Origin of the sequence: Cytobacillus gottheilii (genome assembly GCF_018582665.1) — a bacterium.
Taxonomy (GTDB): domain Bacteria; phylum Bacillota; class Bacilli; order Bacillales; family Cytobacillaceae; genus Cytobacillus; species Cytobacillus gottheilii.
On record NZ_CP071709.1, the window covers coordinates 73,974 to 97,500 of the forward strand.

Annotated in this window: 19 protein-coding genes and 2 rRNA genes (1 of these 21 running past the window's edge); all 21 read left to right on the plus strand. The window is 42.3% G+C overall.

Annotation, left to right across the window (positions count from 1 at the left end; all coding sequences use genetic code 11):
- The first annotated feature begins 323 nt into the window (after positions 1-323).
- Positions 324-2,804 carry a stage II sporulation protein E gene (gene spoIIE / locus J1899_RS00385; protein WP_214476862.1) on the plus strand — a complete coding sequence of 827 codons (2,481 nt, stop codon included), beginning with the start codon at positions 324-326 and terminating at the stop codon, positions 2,802-2,804.
- Positions 2,805-2,908: 104 nt separating this feature from the next.
- Entirely contained in the window at positions 2,909-3,646 is a 738-nt protein-coding gene (locus J1899_RS00390) for a vWA domain-containing protein (protein ID WP_214476864.1), read from the plus strand.
- The gene (locus J1899_RS00395; RefSeq protein WP_214476865.1) at positions 3,615-4,604 is read left to right on the plus strand and encodes a protein kinase domain-containing protein; all 990 of its coding nucleotides are present in this window, start codon (positions 3,615-3,617) and stop codon (positions 4,602-4,604) included. Before J1899_RS00390 ends, J1899_RS00395 begins: the two co-directional genes overlap by 32 nt.
- Positions 4,605-4,738: 134 nt before the next feature.
- Positions 4,739-6,133, plus strand: a complete 1,395-nt coding sequence (gene tilS / locus J1899_RS00400) for a tRNA lysidine(34) synthetase TilS (RefSeq protein ID WP_214476868.1) — start codon at positions 4,739-4,741, stop codon at positions 6,131-6,133.
- Positions 6,134-6,152: 19 nt separating this feature from the next.
- Positions 6,153-6,698 (plus strand): hypoxanthine phosphoribosyltransferase, encoded by a 546-nt coding sequence (gene hpt / locus J1899_RS00405; RefSeq protein ID WP_066441701.1) that lies wholly within the window; start codon positions 6,153-6,155, stop codon positions 6,696-6,698.
- 144 nt (positions 6,699-6,842) lie between these two features.
- Positions 6,843-8,834, plus strand: coding sequence for an ATP-dependent zinc metalloprotease FtsH (gene ftsH, locus J1899_RS00410; protein ID WP_214476870.1), 1,992 nt, complete (start codon positions 6,843-6,845; stop codon positions 8,832-8,834).
- 181 nt (positions 8,835-9,015) lie between these two features.
- Entirely contained in the window at positions 9,016-9,801 is a 786-nt protein-coding gene (locus J1899_RS00415) for a type III pantothenate kinase (RefSeq protein WP_180320265.1), read from the plus strand.
- Positions 9,802-9,863: 62 nt separating this feature from the next.
- Entirely contained in the window at positions 9,864-10,748 is an 885-nt protein-coding gene (gene hslO, locus J1899_RS00420) for an Hsp33 family molecular chaperone HslO (RefSeq protein ID WP_066441693.1), read from the plus strand.
- A 64-nt stretch (positions 10,749-10,812) separates the two neighbouring features.
- Positions 10,813-11,688, plus strand: a complete 876-nt coding sequence (locus J1899_RS00425) for a peptidyl-prolyl cis-trans isomerase (protein ID WP_066441685.1) — start codon at positions 10,813-10,815, stop codon at positions 11,686-11,688.
- Positions 11,689-11,887: 199 nt separating this feature from the next.
- Positions 11,888-12,817 carry a cysteine synthase A gene (gene cysK, locus J1899_RS00430; RefSeq protein WP_066441684.1) on the plus strand — a complete coding sequence of 310 codons (930 nt, stop codon included), beginning with the start codon at positions 11,888-11,890 and terminating at the stop codon, positions 12,815-12,817.
- A gap of 249 nt (positions 12,818-13,066) precedes the next feature.
- Complete coding sequence (locus J1899_RS00435; protein ID WP_214478708.1) at positions 13,067-14,479, plus strand: anthranilate synthase component I family protein; 1,413 nt, start codon at positions 13,067-13,069, stop codon at positions 14,477-14,479.
- Positions 14,476-15,063 (plus strand): aminodeoxychorismate/anthranilate synthase component II, encoded by a 588-nt coding sequence (gene pabA / locus J1899_RS00440; RefSeq protein WP_066441677.1) that lies wholly within the window; start codon positions 14,476-14,478, stop codon positions 15,061-15,063. The genes J1899_RS00435 and pabA overlap by 4 nt, the downstream gene beginning before the upstream one ends.
- Positions 15,064-15,065: 2 nt before the next feature.
- A complete protein-coding gene (gene pabC / locus J1899_RS00445) occupies positions 15,066-15,923 on the plus strand; it encodes an aminodeoxychorismate lyase (RefSeq protein ID WP_214476872.1) in 858 nt (285 codons plus the stop codon).
- A gap of 11 nt (positions 15,924-15,934) precedes the next feature.
- Positions 15,935-16,771, plus strand: a complete 837-nt coding sequence (folP, locus tag J1899_RS00450) for a dihydropteroate synthase (RefSeq protein WP_214476873.1) — start codon at positions 15,935-15,937, stop codon at positions 16,769-16,771.
- On the plus strand, positions 16,764-17,126 hold the full coding sequence (gene folB / locus J1899_RS00455; protein WP_214476875.1) for a dihydroneopterin aldolase: 363 nt from the start codon (positions 16,764-16,766) through the stop codon (positions 17,124-17,126). The genes folP and folB overlap by 8 nt, the downstream gene beginning before the upstream one ends.
- Positions 17,120-17,647, plus strand: a complete 528-nt coding sequence (folK, locus tag J1899_RS00460; RefSeq protein WP_214478709.1) for a 2-amino-4-hydroxy-6-hydroxymethyldihydropteridine diphosphokinase — start codon at positions 17,120-17,122, stop codon at positions 17,645-17,647. The genes folB and folK overlap by 7 nt, the downstream gene beginning before the upstream one ends.
- Positions 17,599-17,805 carry a helix-turn-helix domain-containing protein gene (locus J1899_RS00465; protein WP_080843585.1) on the plus strand — a complete coding sequence of 69 codons (207 nt, stop codon included), beginning with the start codon at positions 17,599-17,601 and terminating at the stop codon, positions 17,803-17,805. The genes folK and J1899_RS00465 overlap by 49 nt, the downstream gene beginning before the upstream one ends.
- 26 nt (positions 17,806-17,831) lie before the next feature.
- Positions 17,832-18,833 (plus strand): tRNA dihydrouridine synthase DusB, encoded by a 1,002-nt coding sequence (gene dusB, locus J1899_RS00470; protein WP_214476877.1) that lies wholly within the window; start codon positions 17,832-17,834, stop codon positions 18,831-18,833.
- 270 nt (positions 18,834-19,103) lie between these two features.
- On the plus strand, positions 19,104-20,594 hold the full coding sequence (lysS, locus tag J1899_RS00475; protein WP_080843587.1) for a lysine--tRNA ligase: 1,491 nt from the start codon (positions 19,104-19,106) through the stop codon (positions 20,592-20,594).
- A 431-nt stretch (positions 20,595-21,025) separates the two neighbouring features.
- Positions 21,026-22,575, plus strand: a 16S ribosomal RNA gene (locus J1899_RS00480).
- A gap of 191 nt (positions 22,576-22,766) precedes the next feature.
- A 23S ribosomal RNA gene (locus J1899_RS00485) occupies positions 22,767-23,527 on the plus strand (it continues 2,173 nt past the right edge of the window).
- Together the 16S and 23S rRNA genes form the textbook arrangement of a ribosomal RNA operon.

The window sequence follows — 23,527 nt, forward strand, 5'->3', positions numbered from 1 at the left end:
CACTTGAAGGGAACTTTACTGTTTTTAGTAAATGGCCAGAAAACTACGAAACATACATATCTCTATTGTTCATTTAAATCCTAAAAAAATTGTCAGATTGCTCCCTATTAATGCCGCATAGCATCAATAAGAACATTTTTATCGTAAACAGCTATCTCCGCCATTCCTCGATTCCCCATATTTTTTGTACAGAAATCGCTCATTTCGGAGAAACAAGTCGAACGAAAAAATAAAGCTTGTCTGCGATTTTGACAAACTTTTTTATTTAAGAATTTTATAATGATCTGCAAACAATACGAATCTAAATAGGGAGTGAGCAATATATGCAAAAGGTTGGAAGGTCAATGACAGAGCCGCTCGGGGAAGTTCAGCTTAATCGATCTAAGGTAGATATTGGACAAGCCTTTATCAATTTTCAATTATGGCTGGAGACTTTTTTTCTAAAAAAGGGGTACATCCTTCTATTTATCGGCTTCTTGCTGGGCAGAGCCTTAATTTTAGCTAAGCTGACCCCTTTTACGCTTCCTTTTTTCGCAGCTGTGTACCTATTAAGGAAGGATCGGGCTCCTTTAGCACTTGTTGGACTCACGGCCGGTGCGGCTACACTATCCGTGCAAAATGCTGCATCCGCTTTTAGTATATCTTTTCTATTTTTATTTGTGTTCAGGATCTCAAAAAAGTGGCTAAGTAATGAAATGAAGGCTCTACCGTTTTATGTCTTTGCGATTTTATTAGTAGGGAAAATAGCGGAAGGTTTTATTCTGACAAGCACGGTCACGCTATATAACGGGATGATGGCGGGAGTGGAGGCTAGTCTCGGATTTATTTTAACCATGATCTTTTTGCAGGGGCTGCCGCTGTTATCCATTAATAAGAGAAGGCAATCCTTAAAGACAGAGGAGATTGTCTGTCTAATTATTATTCTTGCTTCTGTGATGACCGGGACAATTGGCTGGACGATTTACGATTTGTCGATTGAGCATATCATGTCGAGATATTTGGTTTTATTATTTGCCTTTGTTGCAGGAGCAACAGTTGGTTCTACCGTCGGGGTTGTAACAGGCTTAATATTCAGTCTTGCCAATATTTCAAGCTTCTTTCATATGAGTTTGCTGGCCTTTGCCGGCTTACTTGGCGGGCTCTTAAAAGAAGGCAGGAAATTGGGTGTATCTCTAGGACTTCTGATTGCGACATTGTTAATGGGCATGTATGGAGAAGGCAATGGAAACCTCATGATTACCCTTTATGAAACAGGTGCTGCTATTTTTATTTTCTTGGTTACGCCGATCAGCTTGACTTCAAAGCTTGCGAAGCATATACCAGGTACTCCTGAATATGCGGCAGAGCAGCAGCATTATATGAGAAAGATGCGGGATGTTACAGCTCAAAGAGTCTCTCAATTTTCAAACGTGTTTCAAGCATTATCAAAAAGCTTTTCTAACTATGATGCAACATCCAGCAGGGATGATGATGAAGATCGTGAAATTGATTATTTCTTAAGCAATGTTACTGAAAAGACATGCCAGACATGCTTTAAAAAGGAACATTGCTGGGCAAGGAATTTTAATACAACCTATGATTATATGAAGGATATTATGACAGAAATAGATAGCAGCGATGGAATCGTATCTGCAAAACTAGCAAGAGAATGGGAAAAGCATTGTACACGTTCAAAAAAAGTGACAGAGACGATTCAGCAGGAACTTACTTATCTAAAAGCAAATCAAAAATTGAAGAAGCAAGTGCATGAAAGCAGAAGACTTGTAGCAGATCAGCTGCTGGGTGTTTCAGAGGTAATGGGAGATTTTGCGAAAGAAATACAGCGCGAGAGGGAAAACCACCATAAACAGGAAGAGCAGATTCTTGAAGCGCTTCAAGAATTCGGAGTAGAAATCGAACAGGTTGACATCTACAGCTTAGAGCAGGGCAATGTGGACATTGATATGGCGATCCCATACTGCAATGGGCATGGGGAATGTGAAAAACTGATTGCACCGATGCTGTCGGATATTCTCGGAGAAACCATTCTTGTCGGCAAAGAGGAGTGTGCTGCATATTCAACCGGGTTTTGTCATGTTACGTTCCGTTCAGCGAAAGCATATGCAGTTGAAACGAGTGTGGCGCATGCAGCCAAGGACGGAGGCTTTATTTCTGGTGACAGTCATTCTACGATTGAGCTAGGCAGCGGAAAATACGCGATTGCCATCAGTGATGGAATGGGCAATGGCGAAAGAGCACATATAGAAAGCCAAGAAACACTCGAGCTCCTTCAAAAAATCCTGCAATCGGGGATAGAGGAACGGGTAGCAATTAAATCAGTGAATTCCATTTTGTCATTAAGGACCACAGATGAGATTTTCTCCACCCTGGATTTAGCCATGATTGACCTGCAAAATGCTGAAGTGAAATTTTTGAAAATTGGCTCAACACCAAGCTTTGTTAAGCGTGGGTCAAAGGTGATGAAAATACAGGCAAGCAATCTCCCGATGGGAATCATACAAGAGTTTGATGTCGATGTGGTCAGCGAGCAGCTGAAGGCAGGTGATTTATTGATCATGATGAGTGATGGAGTATTTGAAGGGCCAAAACATGTTGAGAATTTCGATTTATGGATGAAGCGGAAAATTACTGAGTTAAAGACCTCTGATCCGCAGGAAGTGGCAGATTTAATTATGGAGGAAGTGATCCGATCCCGCTCCGGCAGAATAGAAGATGATATGACAGTAGTTGTATCGAAAGTTACTCATAATACACCAAAGTGGTCGAGTATTCCAATGCAAAATATGCGCAAGAAAGCAAATTAAGATATACGCATAAATTGATTAGGATCTGCTAAATGAAATGAAATCATGTATATTTCTACCTCATACCGTCGAAAATGGTAATAAATTGAGATGGAGGGGAAAAGATGAAAACAGGTACTTTGAAACAGATTCTGCTGATTACAGATGGCTGCTCCAATCAAGGTGAAGATCCAATTGCAATGGCTGCCTTGGCGAAAGAACAGGGAATTACCGTTAATGTCATTGGTGTTATGGAAAATGATGTGATAGATGAAAAAGGGATGAGTGAAATTGAAGGAATCGCCATGTCAGGCGGCGGAGTGAGTCAGGTTGTTTATGCAAAACAATTATCACAAACGGTTCAAATGGTGACAAGAAAGGCGATGACTCAAACACTTCAAGGAGTCGTTAATAAAGAATTAAAAGAAATTCTAGGGAGTTCTAAAACGGTTGAAGATCTACCGCCTGAGCAAAGAGGCGAGGTCATGGAAGTGGTAGATGAACTCGGTGAAACGGTAGAACTGGAAGTGCTGATCTTAGTTGATACGAGTGCAAGTATGAAACAAAAGCTGCCAACCGTGAAAGAAGCGATATTTGATTTATCATTAAGTTTAAACGCCAGGTCAGGAGATAATCGCTTCTCGGTCTTTGTATTTCCCTGGAAAAAGAAGGATGTCGAGAAGCTGCTTGATTGGACACCAAGGCTGGAGTCATTAAATAGTATTTTTGCTAAGCTGACAGTAGGCGGCATTACGCCAACAGGGCCAGCACTGCGCGAGGCATTGCAATACTTTAAGAAAAAACGGTCGTTAAGGGGACTGCTTTCTCGTGATGATGAATCATTCTATGAAGAGTCAGTTTAACGTTCGCTCCGGCACAGTTATAGAGGGGAAATGGCACAATAACCGTTATGTCATTTTAAAAGAGCTTGGATATGGAGCAAATGGCGTTGTTTACTTGTCAAAGTTTAATAATCAGCAAGTAGCGATTAAAATGAGTGATAACGGGATGTCCATTACATCCGAAGTGAATGTGCTTAAATCATTTGCGAAGGTCCAAGGGTCTGCCCTCGGGCCTTCTTTGCTTGATGTTGATGATTGGGCTGTTAATGGGAAAAACATTTCTTTTTATGTGATGGAATATATTCATGGTCCGGACTTGCTGTCCTTTATTCAGCAAAAGGGTCCGTCATGGACAGCTGTACTGATCCTTCAGCTTTTAAATGATCTGGCAAAGCTTCATGACAGCGGCTGGGTGTTTGGCGATTTAAAGCCAGAAAATTTGATCGTGACGGGCCCGCCCTCCAAGGTGCGCTGTATTGACGTTGGCGGGACGACCATGCAAGGAAGAGCAATCAAGGAATTTACAGAGTTTTATGACAGGGGCTACTGGAATCTCGGTACAAGAAAGGCTGAACCAGGATATGACCTATTTGCGGCAGCTATGATTATGATCAATACAGTTTATCCAAATCGATTTACAAAAAAGACTGGCGGAATAGCGGAATTAAAGGAGAAAGTGCAAACCAGCAAAGAACTAATTCAATATGAAGAGGTTATTTTAAATGCCTTAATGGGTAAATATCTATCAGCTAAAGAAATGAGGCATGCACTACTGGAGTCAATGAACAGATGTGATGCTCCGAGAGCAAGCAGCAGGGTTAATAGAAAATCGCCCCCGCCTGTATCTGGAGGCAGCACGGTTACGCGCACGCAGCAGAACGTCCGGAAAAGGAAAAACGGAGGATTTTTTGAAACAGCCTGTATTGTCGCCGTTATTTCTTGCCTATATTTTCTTTATATTTATGGTCAATTAATTTAAATGAAAGCGCCAAGACTTTGATGCAAAGCATAAGAATGGTATGATTTTAATATAGGTGAATGGGAGTATAAAAGAGGACAGTAATACAGGCAATTCTCCTGCTCATTTATCAATACTGTAAAGAGGAAACGAAGATGCTGGATTCAAAAGTAAAATTATTTCTCAATAGACGGGGCTTTGACCTGCAACATAAACGCATTGCGGTCGCAGTGTCAGGAGGTCCGGATTCATTAGCGCTGCTCCACTATTTAAAAGAGAAAAGTGCGATCTTTCATATAGAGCTGCTCGCTCTGCATGTCGATCATATGTTCAGAGGGGAAGAATCTTTACAAGATGCGCAATTCGTTGAACAGTTTTGTGAAAAATTAGACATCCCCTTTAAAATGGAGCGCATTGACGTGCCTGCTTATATGAAAGTGACCGGTAAAAGTGGCCAAGTGGCAGCAAGGGAGTGTCGTTATCGCTTTTTTGCAGAAATGATGGAGAAAGAAAACTTTACTTATTTGGCACTTGGGCACCACGGGGATGATCAGGCAGAGACGATTTTAATGCGGCTTGCAAGAGGCAGCACAGGAGCAGCTAGAGCAGGGATTCCCTTTGAGAGAAAATTTGCCGGAGGTTTCATTATCAGACCTTTTTTATGCCTTAGCAGAGAAGAAATAGAAGATTATTGCCGAGAGCATCAATTAAACCCCCGCCGAGATCCTAGCAATGAAAAGGATACGTACAGCAGAAACCGATTTCGCCATCATGTATTGCCGTTTTTGAGACATGAAAACCCGCAAATGCATGAACAGTTCCAGCGATTTAGTGAGGATTTGGAGAGCGATGAGGATCTGCTGCAGGAATTAACTTTCAGAGAAATGAATAAAGTAATGGAGAAGAAAAAAGATAACGAAGTAAGATTAGCCATTGATTTGTTTCTGGATATGCCAATGCCTTTACAAAGAAGAGGGATTCAACTAATATTAAACTATCTTTATAATGAAAAACCATCTTCTTTATCCGCAGTGCATATTGAAAATGTTTTTTCTTTAATCCGTAATCCTCACCCATCAGGAGTCCTGCATTTGCCAGGTGGATTGATTGTTAAACGCTCGTATAGGGAATGTAGTTTTTCATTTCAAACGAAAGACTTGCCACAGTCATCCTATCATTATGAGTTATTTGAACCTGGGAAAATTGATCTTCCAAATGGCAGCAGTATTGAATTTGAGTTTACCTGCAGCCAACATGCGAAAGATCATTCCGGATCCCTCCTTTTATCTGCTGACAGTATTCCCATGCCACTCATTATCCGAACGAGAAAAAATGGAGATCGAATTGATTTAAGAGGAATGAAAGGGACAAAAAAGATTAAAGATATCTTTATTGATCAAAAAGTTCCAAGGGATGAAAGGGATCAATGGCCAGTACTGACAGATGCAACAGGGAAAATTCTTTGGCTCCCGGGTTTAAGAAAGTCTGATGAGCCTATGCTGGGTGATGCTCATTCTTGTTATATTCTTTTAAAATACATAAAGCAATGATCTTCTAGGGGGCACAAAAATGAAAAATGATATTGAAAAGGTACTGATTTCAGAGGAAGAGCTGCAAGAAAAAATCGCTACTCTTGCAAAAGAGCTTACAGATGAATATCAAGATCGTTTCCCGCTTGCAATCGGTGTGTTAAAAGGAGCAATGCCTTTTATGAGTGACCTGCTCAAACGCATGGATACATACTTGGAAATGGACTTTATGGATGTTTCCAGTTACGGAAACTCCACTGTTTCTTCTGGTGAAGTAAAAATTCTAAAAGATCTTGATACTTCAGTAGAGGGCCGTGACATTCTTATTCTTGAGGATATTATTGACAGCGGGTTAACATTAAGCTATTTAGTAGAGCTTTTCCGCTACAGAAAAGCAAAATCCATCAAGATTGTAACGCTATTGGATAAACCTACTGGAAGAAAAGTAGACATTAAAGCAGATTATGTCGGCTTTATTGTTCCAGATGAATTCGTTGTTGGCTATGGTTTAGATTATGCTGAAAGATACCGTAACCTACCATATATTGGGGTTCTTAAACCAGAGGTATACAGCAGCAACGATTAAGAGAAAGATAAAAGGAAATAATCTTGGTAAGCCCTTTACTTACAGCATGAATTAGCCCGGTGTGAAAAGTGTAAATATTTGAATTGGCACGATTTTCTATGATACTATACTATGTAGTTTGTTTACCGTGGGAGGAGGTAAGGGATGAATCGGATCTTCCGTAATACCATCTTTTATTTATTAATATTTTTAGTGATTATAGGGGTTGTCAGCTTCTTTAACGGCGGCAACGAACCAACAGAACCAATGAGCTATGATGAATTTGTTCAAAGACTTGAAAGTGGTGAAATTGAGTCAGTTTCCCTGCAGCCTGAAAGAGGCGTGTATGCCGTAACAGGTGAATTAACAGGTGAAGGTGAAGAAAATCAATTCATTACGTATGTAGCTAATAGCGATTCAGTACTTGCTCGAATTGATGCATTAGCAGCAGGGAATGAATCAGAAGTGAATATTCAGCCTGCTAAGGAAACAAGCGGCTGGGTGACATTTTTCACCTCAATCATTCCATTTATCATTATTTTTATCCTGTTCTTCTTCCTTTTAAATCAAGCACAGGGCGGCGGCAGCCGAGTAATGAATTTTGGGAAGAGCAAAGCAAAGCTTTATGATGAAAGCAAGAAAAAAGTACGTTTTAAAGACGTTGCTGGTGCAGATGAAGAGAAGCAAGAGCTTGTAGAGGTTGTTGACTTCTTGAAGGATCCGCGCAAATTTGCTGAACTCGGTGCAAGAATCCCTAAAGGTATCCTTTTAGTCGGACCTCCGGGTACTGGTAAAACATTGCTTGCACGTGCTGCGGCAGGTGAAGCTGGTGTACCGTTCTTCTCAATCAGCGGATCTGACTTTGTGGAAATGTTTGTCGGTGTCGGTGCATCTCGTGTTCGTGACTTGTTTGAAAATGCGAAGAAAAATGCGCCATGTATTATCTTTATTGATGAGATTGATGCAGTTGGACGTCAGCGTGGAGCCGGACTTGGCGGCGGTCACGATGAGCGTGAACAAACGCTGAACCAATTGCTAGTTGAAATGGATGGCTTCGGTGCAAACGAAGGTATTATTATCATCGCAGCAACTAACCGTCCAGATATTCTTGATCCTGCCTTATTGCGTCCAGGACGTTTTGACCGTCAAATTACGGTTGACCGACCAGATGTAACAGGCCGTGAAGCGGTATTAAGAGTACATGCACGCAATAAACCGCTTGATGAATCAGTTAACTTAAAATCCATTGCACAGCGGACACCAGGCTTTTCTGGAGCTGACCTTGAAAACTTATTAAACGAAGCGGCGCTAGTAGCTGCTCGCCGAAATAAGAAGAAGGTAGACATGGAGGACGTGGACGAAGCGACAGACCGCGTTATTGCTGGTCCATCGAAGAAGAGCCGTGTCATTTCAAAGAAAGAAAGAAATATTGTTGCATTCCACGAAGCTGGTCATACAGTGATCGGAGTTGTGCTTGATGAAGCAGAAATGGTTCATAAGGTAACGATTGTACCTAGAGGCCAGGCAGGCGGATACGCTGTTATGCTTCCAAAAGAAGATCGTTATTTCATGACAAAACCAGAATTGCTTGATAAAATTGTCGGCTTGCTTGGCGGACGTGTTGCTGAGGAGATTGTGTTTGGAGAAGTGAGCACAGGTGCTCATAACGACTTCCAAAGAGCAACAGGCATTGCTCGCCGAATGGTAACAGAATTCGGTATGAGTGATAAGCTTGGACCGCTTCAATTTGGTCAATCCGGGGGCGGGCAAGTATTCCTTGGCAGAGACTTCAATAATGAACAAAACTATTCGGATGCTATTGCATACGAAATTGATTTAGAAATTCAGCGTATTATTAAGGAGTCTTATGAAAGATGTAAGCAGCTTCTTACTGAACACCGCGAGAAGCTAGACCTTATTGCCAATACGCTATTAGATGTTGAGACGCTTGACGCTGAACAAATTAAACACCTTGTTGATCATGGAACACTTCCAGATCGCTCAGCTAAAAAAATCGAAACTTCTAATGATGTGAAAGTAAACATCAACATGAAAAAAGAAGAAACAACAGGTGAAGGTGAAATCACAGAAAGCAGAGAGAATACCTCTCCTGAAGAATCTGTTGATCCGCCAGCCATCGATGAAGAGCGCAAATAGATAGCAGAATGCCCCAATGCCATTGACATTGGGGCATTTTTTCATTCCTTCACAGTATATCAATTCCGCAGAGCTCCTGCTGTTTCTCTTCCTACGATTTTTCAATTACACGATCAGTTGTTAGTTATGGTATGATGTTTGCAGTATAATAGGCAAGAATAAAAATAAAGTGGTGAGAATGGTGATTTTTGTTTTTGATGTAGGCAACACGAACATTGTGCTTGGAGTATATGACAAGGATGTGTTAAAACATCACTGGCGTATTGAAACAAACCGTAATAAAACAGAAGATGAATATGGAATGATGGTTAAATCATTATTTGATCATGCAGGATTAAGCTTTAATGAGATCGATGGCATTATTATTTCATCGGTTGTTCCGCCCATTATGTTTTCGCTTGAAAGAATGTGCCAAAAATATTTTCAGCTCAAACCCTTAGTTGTTGGACCTGGGATTAAAACAGGTTTAAATATAAAATACGAGAATCCTCGTGAAGTAGGGGCAGACCGAATTGTAAATGCGGTTGCTGCTATACATGAATATGGAAGCCCGCTTGTTGTAGTTGATTTTGGAACAGCTACTACGTACTGCTATATAAATGAACATAAACAGTATATGGGAGGCGCGATTGCCCCTGGAATAGGCATTTCAACAGAGGCTCTATATTCGAGGGCTGCTAAGCTTCCTCGTATTGAAATTGCCCGTCCTGATGGAGTTGTTGGCAAAAATACAGTTTCTGCTATGCAGGCTGGTATTTTTTACGGCTATGTTGGACAAGTTGAAGGAATTGTAAAAAGAATGAAGGACGAATCAGCCGTTGCGCCAACAGTCATTGCAACGGGAGGTCTAGCTACATTAATAGCAAAGGAATCCACGATGATTGATATTGTTGATCCTTTTTTAACCTTAAAAGGATTACAGCTTATTTATAAACGCAACATGGATAGTATAAAAGATAAGGCATAAACGATTGCCATAGGGGCTGTTGTAAAATGCTCTTATGACATCTGAATAAAGGAGATTGAAATATGAGTGATTATTTAATTAAGGCACTTGCCTACAACGGACAAGTTCGGGCATACGCAGTATCATCCACAGAAACCATCGGAGAAGCACAGCGCCGTCATCAAACATGGCCAACTGCTTCAGCAGCTTTAGGAAGAGCAATGTCTGCATCTGTAATGATGGGTGCTATGCTAAAAGGCGAGGAGAAAATCACGGTTAAAATTGAGGGTGGCGGTCCGCTTGGTCCTGTCTTAGTGGATGCCAATGCAAAAGGGGAAGTGCGCGGTTATGTGACACATCCTCAAGTACACTTTGATCTAAATGCACAAGGAAAACTGGACGTTCGCCGAGCTGTTGGAACAGAAGGATTTTTAACGGTCATAAAAGATATTGGAATGCGTGAACATTTTACTGGTCAAGTACCAATCGTTTCTGGTGAGCTAGGAGAAGATTTCACCTATTATTTTGCTTCTTCAGAACAAGTGCCTTCTTCTGTTGCGGTTGGTGTGCTTGTCAATCCTGATAACACCATTTTAGCTGCTGGCGGTTTTATTATTCAGCTGCTTCCAGGTGTAGAGGAAGAGGTTATTTCACATATCGAGAAACGTCTGACTCAAATCGATCCTGTCTCTAAAATGATTGAAAAGGGCTTAACACCAGAACAAATTTTAGAAGAGGTGCTAGGCAAAGACGAAGTAAAGGTTCTGGAGAAAATGCCTGTAGCCTTTACATGCACTTGTTCAAAAGACCGTTTTTCAAATGCGATCGTAACACTTGGAGCGGAAGAGATCACAGATATGATCGAATCAGATGGACAAGCTGAGGTACAATGTCATTTTTGCAATGAAATCTATGTCTTTTCTAAGGAAGAGCTAGAGGAAATGAGAGAGGCTGCGCAGGCTAAATAGAACTAAACATTTGTGCCAACGGACTGTGCTTAGCTTTAGCGTTTTTCTATAGGGAGAGGGAAAAATGAAAAAACAGCATTTATGGCTGATTATTGCTGCTTTAATCATAACAAATGGCGTCACTCTCACCTTTCTTCTTTCCGGTGAAAGCAAAAAGGGAAGTGAGGTTGTCGCAACCATCGGCAATCAGGAAATAACAAGACAAGAATGGCTCAGTGAGATTGAATTAAAATATGGAAAAGATGTATTAGATGAACTGGTAAGTGAAGAGGTTATTAGTCAAGCTGGAGAAAAATATGATATTTCCATTTCACAGGAAGATATTGATCGTGAAATGAAAATGATGAAAAGCGCATATGGTCCAGCAGGTGATTACTCCCTATATGATGAAGAGAAGCTTGCTGAGCAAATCGAAAACAGTTTGATTTTAGAAGAGCTGCTGACAAAAGATGCGGATATTTCAGAGGAAGAATTGGAACGGTATTATGAAGAAAACCGTTCAATGTTTACGTTTCCTGACTCTTATCATATTTCTAAAATTGTTGTAAAAACCAAAGAAGAAGCAGAGCAGACAATGCAAGAGCTTGAACAGGGGTCCAGCTTCTCAGTACTGGCAATGGAACGCTCGATTGATGAGTTCACCGCAGGCCAAGGTGGAGACGCTGGATTTGTCGGTGCTGATACCGAACATGTTAGTGATTTAATGCTTGGAGAAATAAGTTCACTAAAGCCTGGTGAGTGGAGCGAAGCAATTGAAGTTGAGGACGGGTATGCGATTGTGCTGCTTCATGAGTATATGGAAGAAGAGTCCTATGATTATCAGGATGTAAAAGCACAAATCCGCCGTCAGCTGGCTATTGAGCAGATGGATACACCAGTGTCTGCAAGGCCTTTCTGGGATGAAGCAGAAGTAGAATGGTTTTATGATGAAACACAATAACACGGAGACAAACTCCGTGTTATTTTTTTCTGTTAAAACGGAAAGAATCTCATTTGCAGGAGTATGATATATACTAGGCTGGTGCTTACTTTTTTATCATAAAAAAGTGCTGCAACCCTGCAAAATAATTGACTTTTCAGTCATCAATTGGTAAGTTTTAATAAAACCAATAAAAATACTCGGAATAAGAGGTGGGAATATGGTACGTGTAGCAAATTCAATTACTGAATTAGTTGGACAGACGCCAATTGTAAAGTTAAACCGGATTGTTGAAGATGAATCTGCTGAAGTTTATCTAAAATTAGAATACATGAACCCTGGCAGCAGTGTAAAAGACCGAATTGCTCTTGCAATGATTGAAGCAGCAGAAGAAAACGGTGGTCTTAAAGAAGGAGATACCATCATAGAGCCGACAAGTGGAAACACTGGAATTGGATTGGCGATGGTGGCTGCTGCAAAAGGATACAAAAGCATTCTCGTTATGCCGGAAACAATGAGCATGGAGCGCCGCAACCTGCTTCGTGCATATGGAGCGGAATTAGTTTTAACTCCAGGACCAGAAGGCATGGGCGGAGCGATCCGCAAAGCTGAAGAGCTATCAAAGGAACACGGCTACTTTATGCCGCAGCAGTTTAAAAATGAATCAAACCCAGAAGTTCACCGTTTAACAACAGGCAAGGAAATTACAGAGCAAATGGGCGATCAGCTTGACGCGTTTATTTCAGGAATCGGTACAGGTGGAACGATTACCGGTGCAGGTGAAGTATTAAAAGAGAAATATGAAAATATTAAAATTTACGCAGTTGAGCCTTCTGATTCTCCTGTTCTATCTGGAGGGAAGCCGGGTCCGCATAAAATCCAAGGAATTGGAGCGGGGTTTGTTCCTGATATCCTAAATACAAAAATCTATGATGAGATTATTAAGGTCGAAAATGAAACGGCTTTTGAATATGCCCGCCGTGCAGCCAAGGAAGAAGGAATTCTTGGGGGCATTTCATCTGGAGCAGCCATCTATGCGGCTTTACAGGTAGCAAAAGAACTAGGCAAAGGTAAAAAGGTTCTTGCCATCATTCCAAGTAACGGTGAGAGATATTTAAGCACACCGCTATATCAATTTGAAAATGAATAAGATTGTTCACTAGAGTGTATTAGGCAGCTTTCTCAGAAAGCTGTCTTTTTGCTGCTTAAGGAATGGTACATTCATGATTTAAGCAATTGCTCTGATGTCATACCGCACTTCTTATAAACCTATAAAGCAAAGGGTAAGGTGAAAGTTATGGAATTTACTTTTATAGCAGGCTCCTTCCAAAACAATATTCGCTTGCTAAAAACATGTTATTATTTAGATGGTTATACTTATCTTAAAGAGGGTGTTTTAATGGGGTATAAGATATACGCAAAAAAGGAATCCATTTCATATAAACAATTCTACAGCAGATATAGGTTCCTCTCAGAATCATGTATACAGCATGTTATTCTGGAAAGCGGCAGAGGCGGAAGATACAGCATTGCTGCTTTTGAGCCTGAAGTGATTTTAAAGGGGAAAGACCATCAGCTTGAGATTGTAACAGGCGAGAAAAAAGAAATTATCAAAGGGAATCCGCTTCATAGCATGAAACAGTGGCTGGAAGCATATAAAGTTGAACCGATCAGTGAACTCCCCGATTTTCAAGGTGGAGCAATTGGATATATTAGTTATGAGTATGGTCGTTACATTGAAAAACTGCCTGCTCTTTCGGAAGATGATCTTCATTTACCGGACATTCATTTTTTAATTCACAATGAGTGGTTTGTATATGATCATCAAGAGGAAGTAATGTGGATGTTATTGCTATATAAAGAGGAAGAAGCGGACAAGCTGCCTGAACTTGAAGCTTTATGGCTGCAACGGTGGCGAGGGTCTGCTGAAGTACAAGAGGAACCGAAACATCATGATCCTCCTGAACAGCGCCTGGAAGTATCTATGAGTGAGGAAGAGTTTATAAAGGCTGTTGAAAGAATACAAGAATACATAGCTGCTGGAGACGTTTTTCAGGTCAATTTGTCTGTTCGTCAAAGTAAGCCGCTAAATGTGAAAGCGATTGAGGTATATGATCAGCTTAGAGTCCTTAATCCTTCCCCGTATATGGGATATTTTCAAACAGATGAATATGAGCTGGTCAGCGGGTCACCTGAGCTGCTCGTGAAAAAGAAAGGCAGCACGGTCAGCACAAGGCCGATTGCCGGCACCAGATCTCGAGGAAAAGATGAACTTGAGGACATCCGGCTTGCAAATGAATTGATTGAAAATGAGAAGGAGCGGGCGGAGCATGTGATGCTTGTTGATCTTGAACGAAATGATCTTGGAAGAGTCTGTGAATATGGAACAGTCGAAGTGGACGAGTTTATGGTCATTGAAAAGTACTCACACGTCATGCACATTGTTTCGAATGTTAAAGGAAAGATTGCTGAAGGAAAGCATGGTGTTGATCTAATTGATGCAGCTTTTCCGGGAGGTACGATTACTGGGGCTCCAAAGGTGCGTACGATGGAAATCATTGAGGAACTCGAACCGGTGCGCCGGGGAGTTTATACAGGTTCATTAGGATGGATGAATTTCAGCGGCGATCTTGAATTAAATATCATTATTCGCACGATGCTTATAAAAGATGGCATGGCTCATGTGCAGGCAGGGGCTGGAATTGTCATCGACTCTAATCCGAAAAATGAATATAAAGAATCGATGAAGAAGGCAATTGCTCTATGGAAAGCAAAAGAAGCAGCAGAAGAAGCTAAAGGAGCATTACAATGATTTTAATGATCGATAACTACGATTCATTCACGTATAACCTCGTTCAATATTTAGGTGAAATGGGACATGAATTGGTTGTAAAACGAAACGATGAAATTTCAATCGAAGAGATTAGAAACCTGAAGCCAGATTATATTATGATTTCCCCAGGGCCGTGCAGCCCCAATGAGGCAGGTATAAGCTTAGAAGTGATCACTGCTTTTGCAGGGGTTATTCCGATCTTTGGTGTTTGTTTAGGACAGCAGGCTATTGCCCAGGCATTCGGAGGAGAAGTAGTGCGTGCGGAAAAGCTGATGCATGGGAAAACATCTCCTGTTTATCATGATGGTCAGACGGTCTTTCATACACTGTCAAACCCGTTTACGGCGACAAGATACCACTCGTTAATTGTTAAAAAAGAAACCTTGCCATCCTGCCTGGAAGTATCAGCTTGGACAGATGAAGGAGAAATTATGGCCATTCGCCATAAAGAGCTTCCAGTGGAGGGAGTGCAATTCCACCCTGAATCGATCATGACCGCTGAAGGGAAGGATTTGCTGAGAAATTTCTTCTGTACAGGAGTTACTGAAGTAAAAGAGGTGTAGGTATGTATATCTATTTAAATGGCCAAATGGTTAAGCAAGAGGAAGCTTTGATCTCTCCTTTTGACCATGGATTTTTATATGGAATGGGCCTATTTGAGACATTTCGGATCTATGACGGGCATCCCTTTTTGCTGAAAGATCACTTAGAGCGCCTCCACCATGGACTGGAGGCTATGAATATCCGCTGGCAGTTCAGTGAAGAAGAAGTAAAAACTGCACTAGAAGAACTGCTGCAGAAAAATCAACTGTCCAACGCGTATATTCGTATGAATATTTCCGCCGGTACAGGTCAAATTGGTTTAAGAGCGGCACCATATACTGAACCGAATATGATTATTTTTGCGAAGGAATTACCTGAGCATGCCGTTACCCATGAAAAGCAGGTCGTAGTATTAAACCTCCGGCGCAATACGCCTGAAGGTGAAATAAGATTAAAATCTCACCACTATATGAACAATCTTTTAGCTAAACAAGAGTTAGGAAATGACTCAAAAAAGGAAGGGTTGTTTTTAACAGCAGGCGGGTTTGCTGCAGAGGGAATTGCTTCTAATATTTTTTGGATAAAGGGGGAAACACTTTATACCCCCTCAGTCGATTTAGGTATTTTAAATGGAATTACGCGCCTATTTGTGATGAGGCTTGCTGAAAGGAACGGACTATCAGTTGAGGAGGGGCATTATTTGCCTCCAGCTCTTACCGAGGCAGATGAGATATTTGTAACCAATTCTATTCAGGAAATTGTCCCGGTTTCAGCTTTTGAAAATGGTGTAATGCCGGGTATGAATGGAAAGTATACGATGCTTTTATCCCATCAGTATAAGAGTTTAACCTCACAGCTGTTAAGCCGGCATGAATTATAGGAGGGCAAAGAATGCAAAAAAATAGTTTAAACTGTGGTCCCTATACACTGGATTATGGCAAGAAAACGCTGATTATGGGGATTTTGAATACCACACCAGACTCTTTTTCAGATGGTGGAAAATATAACCGTGCAGAAGCGGCGGTTATCAGGGCGCAGGAGATGGTGGATGCTGGCGCCGATATCATTGATATCGGCGGAGAGTCAACAAGGCCGGGACATACGGCTGTTTCAGTAGAGGAAGAACTTCAGAGAGTCATTCCAGTGATTGAGGCTGTCTCCTCTAGAGTTAACGTTCCTATTTCGGTGGATACATATAAGGCAGAGGTGGCCAAACAGGCGATCAGGGCTGGAGCACATATCATTAATGATGTATGGGGAGCGAAAGCGGACGAAGACATGGCGAGTGTTGCAGCAAATACGGGAGCGCCAATTGTCTTAATGCATAATCGATCTGACATGGCTTACGATGATTTTCACCGAGATATCATAAATGATTTGTTTGAAAGCATCATGATTGCCAAAAAGGCAGGAGTAAAGGATGAACAAATCATTCTCGATCCGGGCATTGGTTTTGCAAAGGATTTAACATACAACCTTGAAATGATGCGGAATCTGGATAAGCTTGTCGATATCGGCTATCCGGTTTTGCTGGGCACGTCTAAAAAAAGCATAATCGGACAAGTGCTTAATTTGCCGATAAATGAGCGCACCGAAGGCACTGGAGCGACAATATGCTATGGCATACAGAAGGGCTGCCAAATCATTCGCATTCATGATGTAAAGGAAATGGCAAGAATGGCTAAAATGATGGATGCTCTTTGCGGAAAGGGTGAATATAATGGATAAAATCTATGTGAATAAGATGACTTTTTATGGATATCATGGCGTTTTTCCTGAAGAAACAAAGCTAGGGCAGCGATTTATCGTGGATTTAACGGTAGAAACAGACTTGCGCCAGGCCGGAAAAACCGATCAGCTTGATGATTCAATTAACTATGGGGAGCTTTATGAAGTTTGTAAGCAGATTGTGGAGGGGAAGCCTTATAAGCTTGTTGAAGCGGTCGCTGAATCAATTGCTGAAGCTTTATTACTGCGTTTCAGTGCAATTGATTCCCTTACGGTAAAAGTAATTAAGCCAGATCCTCCTATTCCGGGACATTATGAATCCGTTGCAGTAGAGATTACGAGGTCCCGATCATGAACACCGCTTTTATTTCTTTAGGCTCTAATATAGGAGACCGATTCTCTTATTTGCAGGATGCTATTGAAATGCTCTCGTCAAATAAAAAAATAAATATGGTAAATTACTCCTCTGTTTATGAAACAGATCCGGTGGGCTATGAAGATCAAGATCGGTTTCTGAATATGGTCATCCAGGTAGATACGGAGCTTAGTCCTTATGAATTGTTAGAAATATGCTTGGCGGCTGAGCAGGAACTTGGAAGAAAACGGCTGATCAAATGGGGTCCCCGGACAATAGACCTTGACATTCTGCTATATAATCAAGACAATATTGAATCAGAGAAGCTAACTGTTCCTCATCCGCGGATACAAGAAAGAGCTTTTGTTATGATACCTCTTTTAGAGATAAAGCCTGACATCACCCTTCCGGCGATGGACATGCCTTTGCGTATATTGGCTGAGGAGATTCCAGACAAAAAAGGAGTTCAAATATGGAAGCGGAAAAATGGGGAAGACGCATTCGCGCTTTTCGAAAGCTGAAGGGTTTTACACAAGAAAGCTTTGCGCGCGAAATTGGAATATCAGTATCAATCCTCGGAGAAATTGAGAGAGGAAATAGGATGCCGAGCGAGCAGCTCCTTATGAAGATCAGTGATGTGCTGAAAACGTCAGTAGATGAGATTGCTCCAAAGGAATAATAATAGATAAAGAAGGAGGTACCACTATGCTTAAAATTGGCGATATTGAAATGAAAAACCGAGTTGTGCTGGCACCAATGGCTGGCATCTGCAACTCTGCTTTTCGTCTGACGGTTAAAGAATTTGGTGCCGGCCTGGTTTGTGCGGAAATGGTTAGTGATAAAGGCATTGTTTTTCAAAATGAAAAAACGTTAAATATGCTCTATATCGACGAACAGGAAAAACCGCTTAGTCTGCAGATTTTTGGCGGAGAGAAAGATACGCTTGTACAAGCTGCCAAATTTGTTGACCAAAATACCAATGCGGATATCATTGATATAAACATGGGCTGCCCAGTGCCGAAAATCACAAAATGTGATGCGGGTGCAAAGTGGCTATTAGACCCGGATAAAATCTATGAAATGGTTGCAGCGGTGACAGATGCTGTTGAAAAGCCGGTTACAGTAAAAATGCGAATGGGATGGGACGATAACCATATTTATGCTGTCCGTAATGCACAGGCAATTGAACGGGCTGGCGGGAAGGCTGTTTCCCTTCATGGCCGTACACGCGTGCAGATGTATGAAGGAACAGCAAACTGGGACATTATCCGTGAAGTAAAGCAAAGCATTGGGATTCCGCTCATTGGAAATGGAGATGTGAAAACACCTCATGATGCAAAGCGGATGCTTGATGAAACTGGCTGTGACGGTGTCATGATTGGCCGGGCCGCCTTAGGGAATCCTTGGATGATCTATCAGACGGTAAAATATTTGGATTCAGGTGAATTGATCGACGAACCATCAGTGCGAGAAAAAATGGATGTATGTATCCTGCACCTTGACCGCCTGGTTGCATTGAAGGGCGAGCATATCGCGGTAAGAGAGATGAGAAAGCATACCGCATGGTACCTGAAGGGGATCCGCGGGAATGCAAGATTCCGCAATGCTGTTAATGAAAGTAATACTCGTGATGAACTTGTTGCCATTTTAAATGCGATTGTCTTGGATGCGGAAGAAAAAGAGCGCATGGAGTCACAGGCTGGCTAATGCTGTTTGACATGGAAAATTTCTTTGCCTATAATAGCTTTGATTAGACAACTGCCAGTGGATGAACTGGCAGTTTTTTATTATCCAAGCTGGAAAGTGCTTTTTAACTTCAAGTTTATTGGAAATAAAAGTACTAGAACATTCAATTTTATAATCAATTATGCTGTCTGTTTGAATCATATTGTGTAAAATAATAAACATGTACTGAAAATGTGATACTTCGCCTAGTGCGTTACATATTTCACGAATGAAAAAATGGAGATGATATAAGTGAGTCAGAGTCATGAAGAATTAAATGACCAGTTAAGAGTAAGACGCGAAAAAATGCAAAACTTGCGTGATAAAGGAATGGATCCTTTCGGCAAGCGCTTTGACCGTTCACATCAATCCGATGTTTTAATAGATCAGTATGGCGGTCTTGAAAAAGAAGAGATTGAAGAGAAGAATGTTTCTGTCACTTTAGCGGGCAGAATCATGACAAAGCGCGGAAAAGGGAAAGCTGGATTTGCTCATATCCAGGATCTGACTGGTCAAATTCAGATCTATGTACGTAAGGATGCGATTGGTGAAGAAAGCTACGCTATCTTTGAAACTGCTGATCTTGGGGATATTGTAGGGGTTACTGGTACACTTTTTAAAACTAAAGTAGGGGAGCTTTCAATTAAAGTAGAAGAATTTGTTCTTTTAACAAAATCTCTGCGTCCGCTTCCTGAGAAGTTCCATGGACTTAAGGATGTTGAGCAGCGCTATCGTCAGCGTTACCTTGACCTTATTATGAGTCAGGAAAGTAAAGCAACATTTGTAGCCAGAAGCCGCATTATCCAAGAAATGAGACGCTATCTTGATTCTAATGGCTATCTTGAAGTTGAAACACCAATGATGCACTCAATTGCTGGCGGAGCTTCTGCAAGACCATTTATTACACATCACAATGCTCTAGATATGCAGCTTTATATGCGTATTGCCATCGAACTTCATCTTAAAAGACTGATTGTTGGCGGACTTGAGAAGGTTTATGAAATCGGCCGCGTTTTCCGAAACGAAGGGGTATCTACTCGTCATAACCCTGAGTTTACGATGATTGAGCTGTATGAAGCATATGCGGATTACAGAGATATCATGAGTCTGACAGAAAACATGATTGCTCATATTGCAAAACAGGTTCTTGGCACAACGGTTATTCAGTATGGTGACTATGAAGTAGACTTAACACCAGAATGGACAAGACTTCATATGGTAGATGCCATTAAAGAATATACAGGGGTAGACTTCTGGAAAGAAATGAGCAAGGAAGAAGCTGGGGCTCTTGCGAAGGAGCATGGTGTTGAGATTACAGAACATATGCTATACGGCCATATTGTAAATGAATTCTTTGAACAAAAGGTAGAAGAGAAGTTAATTCAGCCAACCTTTATATACGGTCACCCGGTTGAAATCTCTCCTCTTGCAAAGAAAAATGATGAAGATCCGCGTTTTACAGATCGTTTTGAGTTATTCATTGTGGCTCGCGAACATGCTAATGCTTTCACGGAGCTCAATGATCCAATTGATCAGCGTGAACGATTCGAAGCACAATTAAAAGAGCGTGAGCAGGGTAATGATGAAGCACATATGATGGATGATGACTTTATTGAAGCATTAGAGTATGGTATGCCGCCAACAGGCGGATTGGGGATCGGCATCGATCGTCTAGTCATGCTCTTAACAAACTCTCCTTCTATTAGAGACGTGCTTTTATTCCCGTTAATGCGTCACCGCTAATCTATAGTATAGGAAAAGACAGGGCAGATGCTCTGTCTTTTTTCTTTATATAAGAAGGTGTGAGTCAAGGCCATCTATTATTGAAGTGAGTTGGTTTAGATTCTTCTTATCATATAAATTGGTGTAGTGAATTATATGAATATTTTTTTATTATCATTTATGAAAAAAAGTTTAATAAACATGTTGCACACTCGTCAGTATGGTGGTATATTAATATCTGTTGCTGCGAGAGAGCGGCACAAACGAAAAAATAAATTAAAAAGTTGTTGACTTGATCACCTGGTTGTGATAATATTTAAAAGTCGCACTCGTGACAAACGAACAACAAAAATTGCTCTTTGAAAACTGAACGAACAATAAAACGTCAACGTTTAAAAAAGATTCTTCGGAATCAACAATGTACATTATGTACACAAGAGCTAATCAACTCTTTCTTGGAGAGTTTGATCCTGGCTCAGGACGAACGCTGGCGGCGTGCCTAATACATGCAAGTCGAGCGGACAGATGGGAGCTTGCTCCCTGAAGTCAGCGGCGGACGGGTGAGTAACACGTGGGCAACCTGCCTGTAAGACTGGGATAACTTCGGGAAACCGGAGCTAATACCGGATAATGCTTTTGGACTCATGTCCTTAAGCTGAAAGATGGTTTCGGCTATCACTTACAGATGGGCCCGCGGCGCATTAGCTAGTTGGTGAGGTAACGGCTCACCAAGGCAACGATGCGTAGCCGACCTGAGAGGGTGATCGGCCACACTGGGACTGAGACACGGCCCAGACTCCTACGGGAGGCAGCAGTAGGGAATCTTCCGCAATGGACGAAAGTCTGACGGAGCAACGCCGCGTGAGTGATGAAGGTTTTCGGATCGTAAAACTCTGTTGTTAGGGAAGAACAAGTACCGGAGTAACTGCCGGTACCTTGACGGTACCTAACCAGAAAGCCACGGCTAACTACGTGCCAGCAGCCGCGGTAATACGTAGGTGGCAAGCGTTGTCCGGAATTATTGGGCGTAAAGCGCGCGCAGGCGGTCCTTTAAGTCTGATGTGAAAGCCCACGGCTCAACCGTGGAGGGTCATTGGAAACTGGGGGACTTGAGTGCAGAAGAGGAGAGTGGAATTCCACGTGTAGCGGTGAAATGCGTAGAGATGTGGAGGAACACCAGTGGCGAAGGCGACTCTCTGGTCTGTAACTGACGCTGAGGCGCGAAAGCGTGGGGAGCGAACAGGATTAGATACCCTGGTAGTCCACGCCGTAAACGATGAGTGCTAAGTGTTAGAGGGTTTCCGCCCTTTAGTGCTGCAGCAAACGCATTAAGCACTCCGCCTGGGGAGTACGGCCGCAAGGCTGAAACTCAAAGGAATTGACGGGGGCCCGCACAAGCGGTGGAGCATGTGGTTTAATTCGAAGCAACGCGAAGAACCTTACCAGGTCTTGACATCCTCTGACACTCCTAGAGATAGGACGTTCCCCTTCGGGGGACAGAGTGACAGGTGGTGCATGGTTGTCGTCAGCTCGTGTCGTGAGATGTTGGGTTAAGTCCCGCAACGAGCGCAACCCTTGATCTTAGTTGCCAGCATTCAGTTGGGCACTCTAAGGTGACTGCCGGTGACAAACCGGAGGAAGGTGGGGATGACGTCAAATCATCATGCCCCTTATGACCTGGGCTACACACGTGCTACAATGGATGGTACAAAGGGCTGCAAGACCGCGAGGTTTAGCCAATCCCATAAAACCATTCTCAGTTCGGATTGCAGGCTGCAACTCGCCTGCATGAAGCCGGAATCGCTAGTAATCGCGGATCAGCATGCCGCGGTGAATACGTTCCCGGGCCTTGTACACACCGCCCGTCACACCACGAGAGTTTGTAACACCCGAAGTCGGTGGGGTAACCTTTTGGAGCCAGCCGCCTAAGGTGGGACAGATGATTGGGGTGAAGTCGTAACAAGGTAGCCGTATCGGAAGGTGCGGCTGGATCACCTCCTTTCTAAGGATGAAATGAAGTTTATCTTCATTAAAAGACGTCTTTATTTGTTCGTTCAGTTTTGAGAGAGCAATCTCTCGTTATAACTTGTTCCTTGAAAACTAGATAATGCAATAGAAGAAGATTACCAAGTAATCGCCATCTTAGTTTTTTCTCTCTTATTTATTTTAAGTAAGAGCATAACCATAAACACTGGTTAAGTTAGAAAGGGCGCACGGTGAATGCCTTGGCACTAGGAGCCGATGAAGGACGGTACTAACACCGATATGCTTCGGGGAGCTGTAAGTAAGCTTTGATCCGGAGATTTCCGAATGGGGGAACCCATCATCCGTAATGGGATGATATCTTTACCTGAATACATAGGGTATTGAAGGCAGACCCGGGGAACTGAAACATCTAAGTACCCGGAGGAAGAGAAAGCAAACGCGATTCCCTGAGTAGCGGCGAGCGAAACGGGATTAGCCCAAACCAAGAGGCTTGCCTCTTGGGGTTGTAGGACACTCTACACGGAGTTACAAAGGAGCGAGGTAAGTGAACAGGTCTGGAAAGGCCGGCCAGAGAAGGTAAAAGCCCTGTAGTTGAAACTTCGTTCCCTCCAGAGTGGATCCTGAGTACGGCGGGACACGAGAAATCCCGTCGGAAGCAGGGAGGACCATCTCCCAAGGCTAAATACTCCCTAGTGACCGATAGTGAACCAGTACCGTGAGGGAAAGGTGAAAAGCACCCCGGAAGGGGAGTGAAATAGTTCCTGAAACCGTGTGCCTACAAGTAGTCAGAGCCCATTTACGGGTGATGGCGTGCCTTTTGTAGAATGAACCGGCGAGTTACGATTACATGCAAGGTTAAGTTGATAAGACGGAGCCGCAGCGAAAGCGAGTCTGAATAGGGCGAATGAGTATGTGGTCGTAGACCCGAAACCAGGTGATCTACCCATGTCCAGGTTGAAGTTCAGGTA